Source organism: Peribacillus sp. FSL E2-0159 (assembly GCF_038643155.1).
Lineage (GTDB): Bacteria > Bacillota > Bacilli > Bacillales > DSM-1321 > Peribacillus > Peribacillus simplex.
This window is the reverse complement of sequence record NZ_CP152053.1, coordinates 1,973,695-1,994,110: the sequence shown is the minus strand read 5'-3', so window position 1 is coordinate 1,994,110 and position 20,416 is coordinate 1,973,695. Positions and strand designations below refer to the sequence as shown.

Annotated in this window: 16 protein-coding genes; 2 read left to right on the top strand and 14 right to left on the bottom strand. The window is 37.3% G+C overall.

The window, feature by feature from the left end; genetic code table 11:
* Window positions 1-23: 23 nt before the first annotated feature.
* A complete protein-coding gene (locus NYE63_RS09855) occupies window positions 24-788 on the bottom strand; it encodes a class I SAM-dependent methyltransferase (RefSeq protein ID WP_342604978.1) in 765 nt (254 codons plus the stop codon).
* A gap of 418 nt (window positions 789-1,206) precedes the next feature.
* On the opposite strand from NYE63_RS09855, the gene NYE63_RS09850 reads away from it, so the two are divergent.
* The gene (locus tag NYE63_RS09850) at window positions 1,207-2,991 is read left to right on the top strand and encodes a LamG-like jellyroll fold domain-containing protein (protein WP_342604977.1); all 1,785 of its coding nucleotides are present in this window, start codon (window positions 1,207-1,209) and stop codon (window positions 2,989-2,991) included.
* A gap of 174 nt (window positions 2,992-3,165) precedes the next feature.
* Here NYE63_RS09850 and NYE63_RS09845 read toward each other — a convergent pair whose 3' ends face one another.
* The 13 genes from NYE63_RS09845 to NYE63_RS09785 form a co-directional block, all read right to left on the bottom strand.
* Window positions 3,166-4,062 (bottom strand): DMT family transporter, encoded by an 897-nt coding sequence (locus NYE63_RS09845; RefSeq protein ID WP_342604976.1) that lies wholly within the window; start codon window positions 4,060-4,062, stop codon window positions 3,166-3,168.
* A gap of 652 nt (window positions 4,063-4,714) precedes the next feature.
* Window positions 4,715-5,539, bottom strand: coding sequence for an ABC transporter permease (locus NYE63_RS09840; RefSeq protein ID WP_342604975.1), 825 nt, complete (start codon window positions 5,537-5,539; stop codon window positions 4,715-4,717).
* A 20-nt stretch (window positions 5,540-5,559) separates the two neighbouring features.
* Entirely contained in the window at window positions 5,560-6,381 is an 822-nt protein-coding gene (locus tag NYE63_RS09835; RefSeq protein ID WP_342604974.1) for an ABC transporter ATP-binding protein, read from the bottom strand.
* A 22-nt stretch (window positions 6,382-6,403) separates the two neighbouring features.
* Entirely contained in the window at window positions 6,404-7,468 is a 1,065-nt protein-coding gene (locus NYE63_RS09830) for an ABC transporter substrate-binding protein (protein ID WP_342604973.1), read from the bottom strand.
* Between the two features lie 430 nt (window positions 7,469-7,898).
* The gene (locus NYE63_RS09825; protein ID WP_342604972.1) at window positions 7,899-8,402 is read right to left on the bottom strand and encodes a hypothetical protein; all 504 of its coding nucleotides are present in this window, start codon (window positions 8,400-8,402) and stop codon (window positions 7,899-7,901) included.
* A 78-nt stretch (window positions 8,403-8,480) separates the two neighbouring features.
* Window positions 8,481-9,503 carry a cell division protein FtsZ gene (gene ftsZ, locus NYE63_RS09820; protein WP_342604971.1) on the bottom strand — a complete coding sequence of 341 codons (1,023 nt, stop codon included), beginning with the start codon at window positions 9,501-9,503 and terminating at the stop codon, window positions 8,481-8,483.
* A gap of 524 nt (window positions 9,504-10,027) precedes the next feature.
* On the bottom strand, window positions 10,028-11,440 hold the full coding sequence (locus tag NYE63_RS09815; RefSeq protein ID WP_342604970.1) for a DHA2 family efflux MFS transporter permease subunit: 1,413 nt from the start codon (window positions 11,438-11,440) through the stop codon (window positions 10,028-10,030).
* 381 nt (window positions 11,441-11,821) lie between these two features.
* A complete protein-coding gene (locus tag NYE63_RS09810; RefSeq protein ID WP_133345271.1) occupies window positions 11,822-12,004 on the bottom strand; it encodes a hypothetical protein in 183 nt (60 codons plus the stop codon).
* 141 nt (window positions 12,005-12,145) lie between these two features.
* Window positions 12,146-13,144: an ROK family glucokinase gene (locus NYE63_RS09805; protein ID WP_342604969.1), complete on the bottom strand. Its 999-nt coding sequence runs from the start codon at window positions 13,142-13,144 to the stop codon at window positions 12,146-12,148.
* Between the two features lie 484 nt (window positions 13,145-13,628).
* Window positions 13,629-14,768 (bottom strand): sn-glycerol-3-phosphate ABC transporter ATP-binding protein UgpC, encoded by a 1,140-nt coding sequence (gene ugpC / locus NYE63_RS09800; RefSeq protein ID WP_342604968.1) that lies wholly within the window; start codon window positions 14,766-14,768, stop codon window positions 13,629-13,631.
* Between the two features lie 134 nt (window positions 14,769-14,902).
* A complete protein-coding gene (locus NYE63_RS09795) occupies window positions 14,903-15,871 on the bottom strand; it encodes a sugar phosphate isomerase/epimerase (RefSeq protein ID WP_342604967.1) in 969 nt (322 codons plus the stop codon).
* A gap of 62 nt (window positions 15,872-15,933) precedes the next feature.
* The gene (locus NYE63_RS09790) at window positions 15,934-16,986 is read right to left on the bottom strand and encodes a Gfo/Idh/MocA family oxidoreductase (RefSeq protein WP_342604966.1); all 1,053 of its coding nucleotides are present in this window, start codon (window positions 16,984-16,986) and stop codon (window positions 15,934-15,936) included.
* 23 nt (window positions 16,987-17,009) lie between these two features.
* Window positions 17,010-17,735, bottom strand: a complete 726-nt coding sequence (locus NYE63_RS09785) for a ThuA domain-containing protein (RefSeq protein WP_342604965.1) — start codon at window positions 17,733-17,735, stop codon at window positions 17,010-17,012.
* 1,640 nt (window positions 17,736-19,375) lie between these two features.
* On the opposite strand from NYE63_RS09785, the gene NYE63_RS09780 reads away from it, so the two are divergent.
* Window positions 19,376-20,368, top strand: a complete 993-nt coding sequence (locus NYE63_RS09780) for a LacI family DNA-binding transcriptional regulator (RefSeq protein WP_342604964.1) — start codon at window positions 19,376-19,378, stop codon at window positions 20,366-20,368.
* The last annotated feature ends 48 nt before the right edge of the window (window positions 20,369-20,416 follow it).

Here is a 20,416-nt window from a genome sequence, read left to right as displayed (position 1 = left end):
TCGTAGAAACGCCTTTTTCCCGTTTATTTGATTCCTTCATTAAAAGAATTTATTGTTTCCTTTACTGCTGAAATGATTAAAAACATGGGCCTTCGATTTTCATCTAACATTTCAGGAACACTTTTTAACATTTCATCTGAAGGCATCGGTTCCTTTACTGCTTTAATACTGAAACCAGCACAAATCAAGTCATTCATATATGTTGAAATCGTACGGTGATACTTTACTACGTTTTCAGTTAAGAAGGTTGTTTCTCTCACACCTTCGGATTGATAGTTGTCAACTGGCCAATGCAGATGATTTCCGTGATCATCTACATACCAAGCTTGTTCGTTTCGAGAAGTAAAGATTGGATGTTCAACCGAGAAAACAAAGGTGCCTCCGGGCTTTAAAAAATCATGCACCTTTTTGCAGATTGCCTCATATGACTCAATGTAATGAAAAGCCAATGAACTGATAACCACATCAAATTCAGAGCCGGAAAAATCGATGTCTTCAATTGGCATTTTAATATATGAAATGAAAGGGTCATCCGTTTTTTCACGTGCTCTTCGAAGCATATTGTCAGAAATATCTACACCAACGACGGAACTGTCCTGTTGCTCTCGGGCAAATCGGCAATGCCAGCCGAAACCGCATCCCAAATCAAGTACTCTCTTATTATGCAGATTTGGCATTAGCTCTTTTAATACATGCCATTCTCCGGCAGCTTCAAGTCCTTTGACTGATCGTGGCATCTGCTCATACGCAGAAAAGAAATTTGCATCATCATATTTGTTTTGTTTCATATTCATACATCTCCTATTATCAAGATTGCCTCCTAAGATTCATACCACATCTATTACAGGAGGCTACCTATCTCCTTCTCACCATTTTTTTCACCTCATTTTCTTAATGAATCACTGTCCTAATACTAACACACTGCTTTTTTTCCTACATCTCCGTTGTTCGTCATATTGATCTCTTTTGTGGTGTATACCTTGATCTCAATAAGTTAAATCGTTCGCTTTAGGCCTTATCTCCTAATGTCTTTTTTAGGAGTAAGACTTTTTTACTCATCCTTAATAAGTTATCAAAAAGATAAGCAAACTATACCATATTGCAGCTATACGGAATCTACCTAGGCTTAGTTCGCTACAAATTAATCCAGGTAGTAAAAGGATAAATGTATATCGCTTAATCAAAATGTAATGGGGTGAATGTTTTATGAGAATGAAAAAAGCATTAATAGGTCTCTCACTCTTATGTATGATTGTTCCTGGTATTGCCAAATCGGCTGATTCCGTTGCTGAAAATAACCGTAGCAATATCGTGGCAAATTGGAAATTCACAAAACAACATGTTAAAAGCGGTTCAATCGATAAAGGTAATTTAATTATAGAAGATACAAGCAAACATGGAAATGACTTAGAGTTAGTGACAATAGGTGATCCTGCCTCGACTGATTTAAAAAATATGATTCAATGGTCTGAAGAGGATTATCATGATCAAGAAAAAGTGGATAGCTTGGAATTCGCTAATTACGAAAACGCCCCTTCAGGTAGGTATTTCAAAACCAAAAAGGATTCACCTATCAATTCGGAGAAATTCGATAAGGGTTTTACCATTGAAGCGATTTTTAAGTTGCCAAGTGATTCCAAGAGTGTCATGGGGCTTTTTTCTAGACAAGGACAGGCTGCCGATCTTAATAAAATGGAAGGTGAGAAGAAAATCCTTTCTGCTTTAACTGTATCCAGTGATCAAAAAATCCACTGGACCAGTCATCCATCTAATTTAAATTATAATGTAAGCAATTGGTCTCGATCATTAAATGCTGATGAATGGTACCATTTGGCGGTTGTTAATGATGGTAACACGACGACTTTAACTTTGAATGGCGTTAGTGATTACGGAAAATCAGAAAAGGTGATAGGTATTGCAGCAGTTAAAGGTAAAGGCTGGAACATCGGAGCATCTGAGTGGGGAAATAAGTTTAATGCCCTATTCAAAGGGAATATCCAGGAGATACGAATTGCTAATAAGGCTTTAACTGAAAAAGAATGGCTTGTGCAGGATGCTCGTGACGATGAACCATTCGAAGGATCAAACAAAGCTTTACCCTTTCTAACGAATAAAAAGAATTATAATTTTCTTTTTGTACCAGATACCCAGAAATATTCAAGCCAAAATCCAGAGATTTTCAATAGCCAAATGAACTGGATTTCCAATAACACCAAGAAGAACAATATTATCATGAATACATTTGTTGGGGACATTGTTGATAGTGATTCAGAAAAACAATGGCAGAATTCCCTCGAAGCCATTTCCCATTTGGATAAAAAGGAAGTTCCATATATGATGGCGGCTGGGAATCATGACTATGCGGACGGAGATCCTTTCTTAACACATTATGGGCCGCAGCGTTTTTTGAATAAGAAATACTATAAGGGGTCTTCTCATTCTGGGTATAGTTCATATTCAATCGCGAAGGCTGGGAGTTATGAATACTTAATTTTAATAGTGGATATGAAAAATCTGCATAATGACCTGGAATGGTCAAAAAAGGTTCTAGAACAGCATAAAGATAAACCGACAATCCTCGTCTCGCATGATATTATATTTCCGAAAGTTAAGGATGATAAAACCATTGCCGTCGAGTCGACTAATGGCCGGCTGATTTGGGATGAACTCGTAAAGGACCATAATCAAGTGTTCATGACGGTTAATGGACATTATTTTGGGATAGCACATCGGGTAAAACAAAACTCAGCAGGAAATGATGTCATACAAATGCTGGTCAATTACCAAACGAATTATCGAGGGGGTAATGGCTGGCTAAGACTTGTAGAGTTTGATGAAAAGAAAAATGTATTGGTATTCCGTACCTATTCGCCATTTGTCGACGAAATGACTAAAAAAGAAAAATCCTATATCGATTACAAATTTTTAACAGGTGAAAATAATTCATTTAAATTGGATTGGGACTTTAAAAATAGATTTAATTTTAGGTAATTAAAAGAGGAGGAAAAATCCAATTCCCCAGGTGTAACTGATCGATCTCAGCAACCTGGGTGAATTCCTTTATTGGGTGCCCTCCTATGTGTTGAGTCGTTCAAGAGGATAAACGTTCATTCTTCAGGGTGAATCAAAAAAGCTGCGATTTTTTCTAGTTGGACTAATCAACCATCATGCTGCTTTTTTCATTACTGATTTATACTTTCCGAACCCATTAACGACAAGAACCCCTAATATCGCAATTCCGCCGCCAATGACCGAAAGAGTACTAGGTACTTCCCGCAGCCAAACCCAAGCGACGAAAATGGCAATCACAGGTTCAAGGTATAACAAACTAGAAACGGAACTGGCTTTTCCTAATGATAGTGCGACTGCCCATGTAACATAACCGATGGCCGCAGGGAAAATGCCAACAAAAATCGCTGATAAATGACCTTCCATTGTAGCATTTTGAATTTCTTGAAATAGCCCAGGTATAAATATTAAAAAGGGTATTGTACCGATCCATGTGAAATAAGCTGTCAATTCAATCGGATTATAACGGCTAAACAGAGGTTTTTGGAAAACAAAAAACACCGCAGAAGCGATAGCAGACATCAGCACTAAAAAGGCTCCTTCAGAAATATTCAGGGAAGGGCCTGCATTACCTAATGTTATTAAGGTGATCCCTGTGAATCCTATTCCTAAACCAATCCATCCGAATAGGCCGAGGTGTTCTTTTAAAACGAAAGCAGCAATGATCGCGATGAAGACAGGTGCTGAACCAATCAGCATTCCAGCCGTTCCAGCCGAAACTGTTTGTTCCCCGAATGTCACCCCGATATGGTAAATACTTATACCGATAAATGCAAGGATCGATATCCTCAACAGATCCTCTTTTTTCGGGAGTCGAAATTTCACCCCAGGCCATAGAGCATAAAGGACAAAAATCCCTGATGCTATAAGATAACGAACAAGTACCAAATGGCCAGCTGAATATCCGCCATGTAAGCTTGCACGAATAGCAGCGAATGTAGATCCCCAAATTATAACTGTAATTGATGCCAATAAAAATGCCTTAGTGTTCAAAACCTATTCCTCCCAACCATTCACTATAATCTGAAGGTATCATGGATACGTGAGAACTTCAATAAAATTTCTATCTCGCTGTGAAGTATCACAGTAACATAACGAATTAGAGTACATTCTGAGATGTAATCATCGCTGAAGAAATTCTATTCCATATGGGATTGGATTGGAAATCTTCTTTAAAGATGGGTTAGGTTTGAAAAGCATGCTAAACCAAAAAGTTCTATCTAAAAGTTAAAACAAAGTTTATTGGAGCGGATGTGCGAGACTCTTGCGGGAAAAGCGAGTCCAGAGGAGACCCCACAAGCGCAAAGGCGCCGAGGGGGACCGCCTGCGGAAAGGGGAAACCTGGAGGCAACGTTGAAATTGTACAAACCCTAAAAACTGGGTTCTACCTAAATTTTCAAACAAGACTGGATTATCCTAAATGTTTTTTCACTGTAATCCTTATTGGATTGAAGAAATTTGCGACACTCCTTCCGAATTACTGTCTAGCCGAGACACCGCAGCCGCTTGCGGCAAGGAGGCTTGGCAGACAGTCGGTGGAAAGGGAGCGGATTTCTGAAATCAACTGGAACGTTTTTTAATAAAAAAAACTGTAGCCAAACTCGATTTTCATTGAGCTTGACTACAGTCTGCATAATTAATTTAATTAACTATTTTCTGGTTTCCAAGATGAAAAGCGTCTTTCAATAATGCCTAATAAGGAAGTAAGAATGATTCCCGTAATGGTAATGACCAACACTCCTACAAACATACGATCTGTTTGTAGATTTTGACCATTGCTTGTCAATTGATATCCGATACCAGCTGTCGAAGCGAATAATTCACCTACAACTACAGCAATTAATCCTTGACCAATACCTAAGCGAATACCGTTTAAAAGGAATGGTACCGTCGAAGGCAAAGCGATTGTTTTAAAAACTTGAAATTCACTTGCACTAAATGTTCTTGCTGCTTTTATTAAGTTTTGATCTAATGTTAACATAGCTTTTTGAGCGCTCATCACTATTGGAAAGAAGGCCATCAAAAATACTATAACAATTTTTGATGCTGGTCCTATTCCGAATGCAATTATGATCACTGGTAAAAGAGCGACTTTAGGAGTTACATATAATCCTGAAATGAAAGGGTTAACTACTGCATTAAAATTAGAATTCCAGCCCGATAACACACCAATTGGAATTCCAATAAGTATTGCTAAAACAAAGCCTGCAACAAATTCGTAACCACTTACTTTCATATTTTCCCAAAAAGAAATTTCTTGGACCATTAAAACTGCCGCTTGTGCAATTTCAATTGGTGAGCTAATAAACAATGGATTTATCCATTCATTTTGAGAGGCAACTTCCCAAAGCAACAGGAATATTAAAACAGAAGCAACACTGATAAAAAATGACTTCTTTTCTTTTTTTATTTTCTTCGCCTTTTTTATCTTGTGCTTTGATTGTGTAAGTTGGATAGTACCCTTTGTCATATTATTCTCCTTTCACCTTATTATTTTTCTTTATTATCGAAACCTTGTTTTGATGATTCCTGTTCAATAATGGACCATATATGATCTACAAACTCTAAAAATTCTGGGCTCCGTTTCACATGGAGATCTCTCGGTCTAGGTATATCAACATCCACAACCTCCACTACACGTCCTGGTCTTGCCCCAAAAACAAAAACTCTATCAGCTAAAAATACCGCTTCATCAATTTGGTGTGTAATAAAAAGACTTGTCTTTTTTGTCTCATCCCATATTCTAAGTAACTCACCTTGCATAAATTCCCTAGTTTGTGCGTCCAATGCCGAAAATGGTTCATCCAATAATATCAATGACGGGTTTACCGTTAATGCTCGAGCCAAGTTTACCCTTTGCTGCATCCCCCCTGACAATTCGTGGGGATAATGATTTTCATAACCTTTTAAACCGACCATTTCAATAAATTCTTTGGCCTCTTTCTTTTTCTCTGCGGTTACTTGCTTTAATAGTTCAACTCCATAGAGAACATTTTCCAAAACTGTTCTCCATGGTAATAGACTCGGGTTTTGGAAAACCATTGCCCTGTCTTTGCCGGGTCCATCAATTTTTTGCTGATCTAATAGAATTTCTCCCTTACTTGGCTTTAGTAATCCAACTACAGTATTTAAAAAAGTGGTTTTTCCACAGCCGCTTGGCCCAACAATACATATAAATTCACCATCTTTAATATTTAAGTTAATATTCTGTAGGGCAATCACTTCTGCACCAGTTTTATTATTTACGTAAGTAACGTCTAAAAAACGAGTAGACAATTTGAAATTTTCCAGTTGCGCATTTTCCATCTTCATTATCATCTCCCATCTATTCTATTTATTTTTTAAAAGCTTCTTCTATATAACTATTTGTCCAAATAACATCTTCAGTTGTATCCTGTTTAGTAGAAACGCCTGATAACTTGCCAAATTCAACTAATGGATCCTGGGCATTATCCCAAGCTTCTTGATTCATTTCTCCATAGCCTTTAAAAGTGTCTTTCAATCCGATTATAGATTCCTCTAGAATATCAACATCAATTCCATCAAAATAAGATACGATTGATTCCGCTGCCTCTCTTGGATTATTGCGTGTAAATTCCATACCTTTCCCAATTGCCCGAACTACTTTCAAAGATGTTTCGTGATTTTCTTCTAAGTATTCTTTTTTAGCAAAAACAGCTTCCCAGACCATATTCCCATACATTGGCTCTTCACTTGTATTGATTACAATTTCACCAACATCTTTACTTTCCGCTTGTAAACCCATTGGTGGTGATGCTATCCCCCCGTCAACAATCCCCTCCTGCATACCGCCAATCTTCGAACCATCACCTGCCAATTTAACGGTTTTAAGAGTATCAGGATCCACACCATGTAATTGCATTAAATAACGAGTGTATACATCTCCAGAATCGCCAACAAGGTTTGTACCAATAGTTGCGCCACTTAATGAAGCAACTCTATCTTCAAATGATGAGTCTTTAGAAACACTCTTTTTCTTTTGATATTGTTTAGAGAGAGAAATTTGATAGGTTAGCGCTGAATTTAAAGATTGAATCGCCAATAAATCTTCACCTTTGTCAAGAGGAGTAAACATACTTCGAGGACCTGAGACCGCAAACTGAGCTTCACCTGATAATACAGAAGCAATTACTTGTGCTCCTCCACCACCAGACACAATCTCAGCTTCTATTCCTTCTTCTTCAAAAAATCCTTGCTCAATGGCTACATATAAAGGGGCAACTGACAATAACCGTGCAGGTTCCGTAAAAGTAAGCTTAATCGCTTTTTTTCCTCCTGAATCCCCTTTATTTTCCGTAGTTGTTTCGTCACTTGGACCGCATGCAGTTACTATTAACACCAAACAAAGCAGAACGAACGCCAATTTATTCTTAAACATATTACTTACCCTCCTAAATCAATTTTTAGTTCAATTGAAAATTGACCATCCAAAGATATCACTATTCCCCCTTATTTTAGTTTTATATACAAAACATAATTTCATATACACATCAATTCTAAATCAGCTGTCCTGGTATGGTCAATTATAATTTTGGAAAATTTAGATAATTTTCTGGATTACAGCACAAAAAAACACTCTTTTAAAATCATGAGTGTCTTTTAATCCTTAAGATACAATTTTCTGCTTCAGTAAAAATGACTCTTCTGTTTCATCCTACAAATAAAGGAAAAGAATAAGTTGTCAGTCCATTATAAACATAATCACACATACAATCACAAATAAGAAGGAAATGGGTAAAATAATCGTTAATGTTGATATTTCGATAAATAAAAAAGAATGCCTATATATAGGCATTCTTCATCATTTTTTATGACCATTTTTCTTCATCATCAATCCATTGATTATTTTTTAACTCATATGATTTAGTATCATCCTGGAAAACAAAAAATGATGGTAAATTCAATATATCTGCACCTGATTTTTTCCAACATTGACTAAACCAATCTGTAAACGCTATTTGTTCTAACTCGTATATTGCTGGATAGTTTTCTTCGTAAAAATTATCAATAAAATCATCCAATGAATTGTCGTTTAACTGATAGTATGTAACATCAGTAACTACATCAACACTACCTGCAAAAACTGTTGTGTCATTACCTTCATAGTAAACTTCGTTAGCTTCTCTATCCATAGAGAACATCCTTATTGAAATTTCAAAATTTGTAGGCTCAATAAATGCGGTAAAATCCAACAAATCTATTTCAGAGAAATAGTTGTATGTAATGATATTTTTAAGGTTATCTACTAACAAAGCTGAATGTTTCTCAAGGTTAGCTTTAATAGAATCAATATAATTTTCGACTGTTAACATATGTTGTGGTCTCCTTTTTTAATGCCTTATTCAAACAAATGCACCTGTCTAAACGGCTCCCTTCGTGAAATTTTTGCATCAGAACTCTAGTGACAGTGGTTTTTCCATTTCGGCTATTGAAGGGCGGGCAGACATTTTTAATGATGGAACCTCCTGATCATTCAAGCCAGTAGCAATGATAATTACTATAATTTCATCTTTTAAGTTTTCATTAATAACAGAACCGAAAATCATATTTAGCTCAGAGTCTGCCTCAGAAGTAACAATATTTGCTGCCTCTTGTACTTCATATAAACTTATATTGGCGCCCGTGAGTTTCATTAACACACCTTGTGCTCCGTTGATGGAAGTGTTAAGTAACGGACTGGAAATGGCTTTCTTTGCAGCTTCCACAGCGCGATGTTTACCTGTTGCTCTGCCAATGCCTATTAAAGCAGACCCTTTATTGGACATTATTGTTTTCACGTCAGCAAAATCAATATTGATTAAACCTGGTACAGCAATTAAATCCGATATACCTTGGATACTTTGGCGAAGAACATTATCCGCTTCACGAAATGCTTCAAGCATGGGTGTATTTTTATGTAGAATCTCCAATAAGCGATCGTTTGGAATAACAATTAATGTGTCCACTGCTTTCTTCATTGAGGCGATTCCGCCTGCTGCTTGTTTTGCACGCTTATGGCCCTCAAACGCAAACGGAAGTGTTACAACGCCAATGGTTAGTATGTCAAGCTCACGGGCAAGTTGAGCAATAGCAGGGGCAGCACCCGTTCCTATACCTCCGCCCATTCCGGCTGTAACGAATACCATGTCTGTACCTTTTATTGCTTCTTGGATCTGCTCTTTGCTTTCTTTAACTGCTTTTTTACCTACTTCTGGATTTGCCCCTGATCCTAAACCTCTTGTCAATTTTGCACCGATTTGTATTTTGATCTCTGCTTTTGATAAATTAAGAGCTTGTGCATCTGTATTAACAGCAATAAATTCTACTCCTTTAACTCCATGCTCGATCATACGGTTAACGGCGTTATTTCCTCCGCCCCCAATACCAATTACTTTAATGTTGACTAACGAGTTTACACTTGTAACAAACTCCATTTTATAGCACCTCCAAGTTCATTGAATTTACCTCAAACTATTCAAATAAATATCGGAAACACTCATTCATTTTATTCGAAATGTTTTGTCTTTCTTATATTTAGGTTTAGTTAAATAAAAAGGCATTGTCGTTAGCAGCCCGTAAAGGAAACTGCTAACGACAATGCCTTTCATTGAACCCTTCCACTATTTGCTAAAGTTGGAAAGATCCGATATCCTAAAAAGGTAATCTTTTCTTTTTATTCTAAGGTAATTCCACTTTTAAATCAATATATACATTATAAGGTTCTGGTTCAAAAAATTTCAATAAAATTGCAATTAATCTCTAAATCTAGGACATGATACTATTACTCTAAAAAAGGTGCTTGATTAGTATCGAAAAGCAAATTTTATTCAAGTGGAAACATTATCAACCTGAAATTTCAAAAATCCGGCTAATCGATGGTCTTGAATAGCTGAGTTTTTCTGCTATTTCCTTTTGTGTAAGGTTCATCTCATATTACATCTTTGCTACTTTCAGATCTTTAATTCTTCTCTCCGAACTCTTTTCCTGCTGATTTTTGATCCTTTATTTTAAAAGAAATGAGGAAGCTAATTAACGAAAGTACAGCGATGACAATAAATGAGATTTGCGCGCCATACATATCAGGATGTACTATCTCGGGACGCTGCTGAGCATTTTCGGTAGCTGATGTCATCACAGTAACAAGTATTGCAGTACCTACAGATGCGGCAATCATTTTCATCGTATTATCCATTGCTGCTCCATGGGCGATTAACCGTTTAGGTAGCTGGTTTAAGGCGGCCGTTGAAACAGGCATCATAACCATGGCTAATCCGAACATCCGAATACTGTACATTACCATTATAAATGTAAAACTTGTCGAAGGACCAACATCCATAAAAGTAAAGGAGGAAGCGGTTATGAGGAGTAATCCGCCAATAACCAACCACCTGGCCCCAATCCGGTCAAAAATACGTCCAATGAACGGGGACATTACCCCGGTAATAAGTGCTCCAGGGAGTATCGCTAATCCAGCTTCAAACGCAGTAAATCCTCGCATGTTTTGCATAAATAGCGGGATGAGTGTTTCGGCACCTATCAGACCCATAAAAGTAATGGCTCCAATAATAATAGCAAGCGGGAATAATGAATACGTGAACACACGGAACTCCAGCATTGGATGCTTCAATCGCAATTGCCTTTTGATAAACCAAACAAGTGAAATTGTTCCAATGCCTAGGGATATGATGGTACTCCCGTCTGTCCAGCCATAATTACCTGCAGCTGTAAATCCATACAATAATCCACCGAAACCTATGGAAGATAAAACAATCGAAAGCACATCCACTTTTGGCCGTGTAACTTCTGTTACATTTTTTAAAGCGAAGAACGCAACTATGATATCAATAATAGCAATTGGAAGAATGATAAAGAATAACACCCTCCATGAGTAGGTCTCCGTAACCCAGCCCGATAAAGCGGGCCCAATAGCCGGCGCGAAGGAAATGACCAGACCGACAAGTCCCATAGCTGCACCCCGTTTATGAACAGGGAAAATCATTAGGAAGACTGTTTGCATTAACGGGAGCATAATTCCGGCTCCGCTCGACTGGATCATCCTTCCTAGCAGCAGCATTCCAAAATTAGGAGCTAGCCCCGCAACCAATGTACCAATAGCAAAAATCCCCATGGCTGAAAGGAAGAGCTGTCTGGTGGTAAAGCGCTCCAATAAAAACGCGCTAACCGGGATCATGATCCCATTAACCAGCATAAAAACGGTAGTTAGCCACTGTGCACTATTTGCCGTAATATTCATTTCCTCCATTACAGGAGGAATCGCGGTTATCATTAATGTTTGATTCAAGATCGCAATAAATGTACCCGCAAGCAAAAGGGCAACAATTGTTGTCTGTTTACTTTTTGTTGAACTCAATTATGGTCCCCCTTTACGATTTGGAAAAAAACATACTTTTGTAGATTACACGAATTCATATCAGATATCCAGTTATTTGCTGTTAAAAATAAAAGCAATAAAGTCAGCATTAAATCATTACTTTCCCTACAATAAAAGGGGATTCCCTTTGAAGAACAGGTTGCAATTGATGTGCGTATTGCCCTAGTCACAGGGTTGCTGTCACAGACCGCAAAGTAGCAGATAAGTAGAGAGATGATGGGGAACACAGGAGCAAAGTGTATGCTCCTTATGTTGTTTATAGGGTCCGTTTCTGAATAGCTCTGTATAAAAAAACCTATGAAATAATTCCTTTAATGGAGTTATTCCTTACTGTCATACATTCGTAGGACCAAGACTATTTTATCCTTGGTTATATATGATCTCATCTTTCAAGTAATTTTTCGTTTCTCGGTTTCTTCTTGTATAAATATTGTCAACTAAGGATAATGTCATTTTATAAAGTAGGTTACCTTGTTTTTCGTTAGTGGCTTGATGAATGGCCAGAGTGTTCTTATCTTTAGTCTTCCCTACCCATTTCGTCATTTACATTGTATCCCCTTGTAGAATATAAGTTTTGTGCTGAAATTAAAAAAGAGCACTTTGAAAATACCGATGCTCTTTAAATAGTAAAAAATAAAATTATTATTTATTATTTTCTGATTCTTATACCTTTTCATTGTGCTATCACAAATATAAAGGTGTATTTCCATTCCTGTTTAGTAATCTTTTTTTCACCAACCAAGCGCCTCCCATAATTCCTGCATCATTTCCTAACGTGGCATTGGCTAACTCCACTCCTTGCAATACTCTTGGAAAAGCAAAACGAGTAAATTGCTCTTTTAAAGGTACTAACAGTGCATCCCCTGCTTTGGAAACTCCTCCACCAATGATAATTTTCTCAGGATTTAAACCATTCGCAAGTTGAGCTAATGCTAATCCTAAATAAAGGGTAACTTTCCCAATCACTCTATTAGCTAATTCATCACCCTCATTCGCTACTTCAAATACTAGCTCAGATGATAATATTTGATGTTCATTGTAAAAATCCCTCAGTCTACTTGGTGTCTCGGTAAAAGATAATTCTTCAATCGCTAAACGAACAATACCTGTGGCAGATGCTATGGTTTCAATACATCCCGTTTTCCCACAATTACAAGGTGCCCCATCCTCTACGAGAGAGGTAATATGCCCTATTTCGCCACCTGCCCCATTTATTCCATGTACAATTTGCCCATTGGAAATAATTCCACCACCAACGCCCGTTCCCAAGGTGATACATAATAAATCTTTTGACCCTTGTCCAGCACCTTTCCACATCTCCCCAATGGCTGCTGCATTTGCGTCATTATCAACTATGACTTGCAAAGATGTTCCCATTTCAAGAAGATCCTTCAAAGGAAAGTTATTCCACCCTAAGTTAACTGCGACATCAATAGAACCATTCCCCAAGTTAACAGGACCGGGTGCTCCAACCCCAATACCAATTAACTTCTGTTTTTCTTGCCCCAACTCACTTAATGTTTGATCTATTGATTTAGCCATCTCCTTAGGAATATTTTTCCCTTTTTCATTTATATTGGTAGGAATTTCCCATTTATATATAATCTCACCATTTTGATTGATAAATGCCATTTTAATAGTTGTACCGCCTATATCTGCACCCACTAACCATTTTTCATCCATCAATACTCACCCTTTTTCATTCAAGTTGGCAAGGAACTGTATGCCTTCACCTTACGGCAAGTTAAGATTAAATTCGTTAATCTTGTACTAGCTATCGACTATACAGCTTTACTTTTTTATATAGTAATTAAGAAGTTTAACTCCTATCTTTCCTTGTTCAATAGAAATTTTTCTAGAGCTACGATAGCCCTTTGTTCATCGTCTCCATCTGCAGTAAATTTAAACTCCTTTGCCATGTCTAACTGTCAGGGCCATTCCCCCGATATTACTTTTCTCAACTACCTTTTTTCCTTTTTCACAATATTAATGGCACTGTTAAAAGATGATGCTTTTCCTACAAATTTCAGCACCAGATCGAGATTGGAGTCCATGACGAAGAAGTACGTCAATTTTTTTCTACCATTAATCCTCACTCTACCCTTACTAATTTATCTATATTTTTAATTGAAATTAAAAAACTTATTTCTCGTAGTTCATACATCTGTTATAAGACACCAGCTTCTCTTCTTTTATGTGTTTTCATAGGAAGTGGAATACGAGTATCCGTTTTACTATCAAAGAAGTGTACCTTGTTCATGTCTATAGCTAATTTCATTTGTTGACCTGCTTTCACTTCTGTACGAGCATCCACGCGCGAAACAAAGTTCTGATCATTAATTTGTGAATAAACCATTATTTCAGCACCCATTAATTCTGCCACTTCCACTTTAATATTTATTGTTGTATTCGGTGAGGCATCAACGAAAATCAGCTCATCATGAAAATCTTCTGGACGTACACCTAAAATTATTTGTTCACCTATATATCCTTGCTCACGTAATCCTTTCATTTTTCCCTCTGGCACCTCAATACGTACCGGTCCGATATGGAAGATACCCTCTTTTAAGGTACCAGTAAAGAAGTTCATCGCAGGAGAACCAATGAACCCGCCAACAAATACATTTGCAGGTTCGTCATATACTTCTTTTGGTGCACCCACTTGTTGAACAATTCCATCTTTCATAACAACAAGACGAGTTGCCATGGTCATCGCTTCTGTTTGATCATGCGTTACATAAATTGTGGTGGTTTGTAAGCGTTGATGTAGTTTAGCAATTTCCGAACGCATTTGGACACGCAGTTTTGCATCCAAATTGGACAAAGGTTCATCCATTAAAAATACTTTTGCATCACGAACGATTGCACGACCTAAAGCAACACGTTGACGTTGCCCACCCGAAAGGGCCTTTGGTTTACGCTGTAAGTATTGCTCTAGACCAAGGATATGGGCAGCCTCTTGTACACGACGATCAATTTCCTCTTTCGCGAATTTACGTAATTTCAGACCGAATGCCATATTGTCATAGACGCTCATATGGGGATATAAAGCATAGTTTTGGAAGACCATTGCAATATCTCGGTCTTTTGGTGCCACGTCGTTGACACGTTTACCATCGATAAAAAAATCGCCTTTTGAAATCTCTTCAAGTCCTGCAATCATGCGAAGAGTAGTTGACTTACCACAACCAGATGGACCAACAAAGACAATAAATTCTTTATCTTCAATCTGAAGGTTAAAATCTTTCACTGCTGTTACGTTTTTATCGTAGATTTTATAAATATGATTTAAACTTAACTCGGCCATTGTTTTCTCCTTCTTGAAACAGATTTTTTAATTTGTAATAGACTAGAATTTTATGATAATTTGATTTTGAAAAAATATTGTGATATGGATCAAGTAGATTCATACCACAACGATCTTTCAATAAAATTAACTTGTTATGCCCACCACATCTGTGAAGGTGATTCCTCAATTAAAACCGTTTGTAAGTTTGTCACTGCACGTTCGAATCCCTCATCAATAGACATGATCGCATCTTCATGCTCGATACTTACCACATAATCATACCCGTATGTGCGTAATGCACTCATCATATCTGACCATTCTTTTAAACTATGTCCACAACCAACTGAACGGAACGTCCATGCCCGCGAGCGAACTTCTCCATATGGTTGCATATCGGTTAACCCAAACATATTAATATTTTCTTGATCTAAATAAGTATCTTTGGCATGAAAATGATGAATGGCATTTTCTTTGGCTAAAATCTTAATGGCTGCCACTGGATTAATTCCTTGCCACCATAAGTGACTTGGATCTAAATTCGCTCCAATTGCATCACATGTTTGTTCTCGAAGTTTTAACAAGGTATAAGGTGTATGAACTAAAAATCCTCCGTGCAATTCTAATCCGATTTTCACGTTATTCTCTTTTGCATACTCTCCTACCTCTTTCCAATAAGGAATGAGCTTTTGTTCCCATTGCCAAGTTAAGATCTCACCATATTCATTTGGCCATGGAGTAACCGGCCAGTTTGGGTATTTAGCCCCCTCGTGATCACCAGCTGTTCCTGAAAAGCAGTTGACAACAGGTACATCAAGTAAAGAGGCCAGCTTAATCGTTTTACGTAAGGTTTCATTGGATTCTTTTGCAAACCCTTCTTCTGGTGAGATAGGATTTCCGTGACAACTAAATGCACTAATCGTCAATCCACGATCCGCTACTTTCTTTTTATAGCTTTCTCTCGCATTCGCATCTTCTAATAATTCATCTAACGGGCAATGATGGTTTCCTGGATAGCAGCCTGTCCCAATTTCCACGGTATGTAACCCAGCTGTTTGCACTTTATCTAGCATGTCTTCAAATGAATAGTTTGCAAATAGAACAGTAAATACACCCAATTTCACGTTGTTTTCCTCCTATAGATCCCAAATTCTTAATATGGTAAGATATTTTTATAAAGCAGATTTTAAACTGCTGGCTCTTTTATCGCTAAAAAGGTACTTACAATTTGTTTGGTTTCATGAGATTCAATAGCGGCTAGAATAACAGATAGAGATTTTGCCCCTTCCTCTCCTGAAACGGCTGGCTCTTTATCCTCTACGATAGCATTTACGAATTGTTCAATCACATGTGAGTTGTCTTGGCCGCCCTCATCGTTTGATTGAATTTTGCCAAGCTCATAATTTGCAACCTCACCTGTTGCGTATTGAACGATTAAGGAATACGTTGGATGATCTTCTAAACGAAGAATTCCTTTCTCACCGTAAATAATCGTGGAGTTATCTTCTTGACCCACGTACGCCCAACTAGATGCGAGCGTTCCAATAATTCCACTTTCTGTTTTTAACACACATACTGCGTTGTCATCGACATTAGCAAAATCTTTAGCGTTCGTTTGCACAAATGCACCTATTTCAACGATTTCTTCACCAAGAATGTAACGAAGTAAATCTGTTTTATGCACACCTAAATCTCCCATGGCTCCAATAAACGCTTCATTCTTTTTAAAGAACCAACTCTCTTTACCGTCAACACTCCATTGCTCAGGTCCTCCATGACCAAATGCGGTACGGAAGCTATATATTCTTCCAATTTCACCACATTCAATAAGCTGACGTGCTTTTTGATGGGATGAAACGAAGCGTTGATTGTGACCGATCATAAGTTTTTTGCCACTTTCTTTTGCTGCTTGAATCATAGCCTGAGCTTCTTCTTTTGACGTAGCCATTGGTTTTTCACACAATACATGAACGCCTTTGTTTAAAGCTGCGATTGATATGGGCGCATGCAAATAATTTGGTGTACAAACACTCACTGCATCTACCGTTTCGCTTGCGAGTAATTCTTCATAATTTTTATATACTTTTGCACCATACTGCTTGGAAACTTCAATGGCGCGCTGTTCATTTATATCACAAACTGCTACAATCTCTACTTCTTTATTCATTTTATATTCTGGTAAATGACGAAGTTGAGCGATACTTCCACAACCTATAATCCCTACTTTTACTGTTTTCATAATCAGTTTCCCCTTTAATATCCTTAATTTTTCACTTCAATTCGTTCCAGTGGTGTTGCATTTCCGTATATAGGACGTTTTCTGTCAACTGGGTGTGCCCATTTCACGCCATTTATAATGACACGTTGAATATCTTTATTGTGATATGTTGGATACGTTTCATGGCCTGGTCTAAAATAAAAGACTTTTCCATTGCCTCGTTTATATGTGCAACCACTGCGGAAAACTTCCCCACCTTCGAACCAACTCGTAAAGACTAATTCGTCTGGAGCCGGGATATCAAAATGTTCCCCGTACATTTCTTCGCGTTCTAGCTCGATATATTCTGAAATGCCTTCAGTAATCGGATGACTAGGATCTGTTACCCAAAGACGCTCTTTTTCATCTGCTTCGCGCCATTTTAAATCACAACTTGTACCCATTAATGTTTTGAAAATTTTGGAGAAATGGCCTGAATGCAATACGATTAAGCCCATTCCATCTAATACACGCTGCTTTACCTTTTTAACAATTACATCGTCTACTTCATCGTGAGCTAAATGCCCCCACCAAATCAGCACATCTGTTTCTTCTAATACAGCATCTGTTAAACCGTGTTCGGGATCATCCAATGTAGCTGTTTTTGCATCAAATCCGCTTTCTTTTAAAAATGCTGCAATAGCACCATGAATACCTTCAGGGTAGACTTCTCTTACAACTGGATTTTTTTGTTCATGTCGATTTTCATTCCATACAGTTACTTTTACCATCATAAATACTCCCTCTCATTTTGATTTGATGTATTGAAATTATTATCCGTAAATCTCCAACTTCACAATACATAAGCTGTCGATTTGTCTGCCCAACCGCTTTCTAAAGTATTTGCTTTAGAGGTCTGCCTGCCAACCTATCACTCTATGGACTGCACTGAATTAAGTCGTTAAAAACAACGTAAACGTTTACGTTAATGGTACTGTAGTCTTCCTCATAGCGGATAACGGCTGTCAATGCCCGTGAGTTGTGGAACAGCCATTACATCACTTGAACAGAATACGGCTGTAAATGTTGGATAGTCCAAACTTGAACCACCCTTTCTATTCCACGTTGAAGACCATAATACCCATATGTACTCATTTGAATGGTTACCTTAACACCAACATCATTTATAGCGTCCTTAAATCCATTTACACGAGGAATTGTCGAAATGACATCTCCTTTTGTTCCGGCAATCATCCCAACATCAATTCCTGTTAAAACTTCACTTGTTAATTGTTTCGATACTTTGAGAACCAGTAAGCAATATATCTAGTACAACAGCCTTAGCCTGATAACCAATCTCGTCAATCACTTTTCTGAATGCCAGAAACAGATAAAACTGGCTTTCTTTGCTGCATCAATAATTGTAATTTCCACCAATTTTCTACGTAAACGTTTTCTAAAAACACACTAGCACATGTGTAAAACCTTTTCAATGATTTTTCAGATATTTTTGAATTTTATTTATTTTATAAGATATTCTGTTACTGCAAAAAAAAGTGGTATCACCCCTTTATGGGTATATTTGTATAGTGTTTATGGAAAATGAGTGTCTAAGCTTGAAAAGCATGTACAGACAGAAAAATTACTATAAAAAAGGGAACTATTCTTGCACAAATAGCAACTTCAAATCAAAGGATAGAATGACTTATCTGGGGCTTAGATTCAAAGGTGAAAATTTTTTATTCGATTGATGATCAGTCCGGATAAACTATGCTTCTTCCTTCTTGAATAAAACCCGCGCCCGTTAGCTGAAAGAATGTTGTTTTACCTGTACAATTAGCATTAGCAATCTTTTAACTATCTCACGTGAACTTTCGGAAGTCGCGCTTACTTTTATCCACGAACTTCGGCTTTCTAAAGACACATCTTCTATACTGGAGACTCTTCTTTTTATAGGCTGTGCTTCCTATGATTTCTTTCATTTCCCATCTCCAACTAGTCTGTTTCTCTCCCCTAAGATGGCAGAAATAGTCGCCTATTTTGTGTTGGTAATTTCGGTTTTCTGTGAATGTTTTTTTGATTTCGCTTATGTTAACCTCTCTTCACTCCAACTATTTGCAACTGTATATTTATCATTGTGTATGTGTGTAACATCACATCATATTATGTTTTCGTTTTCTATCTGGGGCATTTGTTTTCGAAAACCTTCATTTACATCTACATCCACTTCTATTAACCCTTTTTTCAAAATATATGCTTCATATATTTTTCATTCACATAATCGTGAAATTAACGGATTAAATGTTTACATATGAAACAAGTCGTTTGACGGAAGTTAGAATATTCAAATTTTGAAATAAATTGTATTGAAAACGCTTTATTTATATGTTAAGGTTTTTTAGAAAACGTTTACGTAGAAAGTTGGTGAAACATGTCGATTACCATTAAAGATGTAGCAAAGCAAGCAAATGTATCCGTTGCGACTGTTTCTCGTATTTTAAATAATTTGCCTGGCTACTCGGATGAAACACAACAACGAGTAAAAAAGGTAATCAAAGAACTTGGTTATCAACCTAATGCCGTTGCAAGAGGTTTAATTAATCGCAAAACAAAAACGATAGGTGTACTCGTTCCCAATGTATCTGATTTATTTGCAAGTGAGGTTTTAGCCGGAATTGAGGAACAAGCTCATGAGTTTGGTTACAGTGTAATGATATGTAAAACCAATCATGATGGTAAACGAACGATCAACTACTTGCAGGCATTGTATGAAAAACGGGTGGATGGAATTATTATCGTCAGTGAATTTATCACGCTAGATTACTATAAAGCGATTGAAACAAACAATGTACCGGTTGTATTAGTGGCAACACAATCAGACTATCCCCTTCCCTTTATTAAAGTAGATGATTATCAAGCTGCTTACGATGCCACGACCTATTTAGTAGAAAAAGGGCATTCACATATTGGAATGATTGCAGGAACAAAAAGCGATATCATTTCGACAACTCCACGTGTAAAAGGCTTTACAGACGCATTAAATCACGTGGGAATAACAGTGACCAATGAAATGATCACGTATGGAGATTTTTCTTTCAAGAGTGGTATTGAGGGAATGGACGATTTATTGAAAAGTTACCCAAAAGTAAGAGCTGTATTTTGTGCAAGCGATGAAATGGCTGTAGGAGCCTTATCACTTTTATATAAAAAAGGAATTAGAGTACCGGAATGTATATCCATTATAGGATACGATAATACAGCTACAGCTGAGAAGGCCATTCCCCCACTTACGACGGTAGCGCAGCCCTTATATAAGATGGGTAAAGATTCCATTCAACTTTTATTGGATCCATCTTTAAAAATAAACCAGCTTTATCCTCATCATATTGCTGAACGTGATACAGTCCATTCATATAGCGAATAAAGGTTAGTTACAAGTTGGGGTGATTACACTATTATCACTCCAATTATA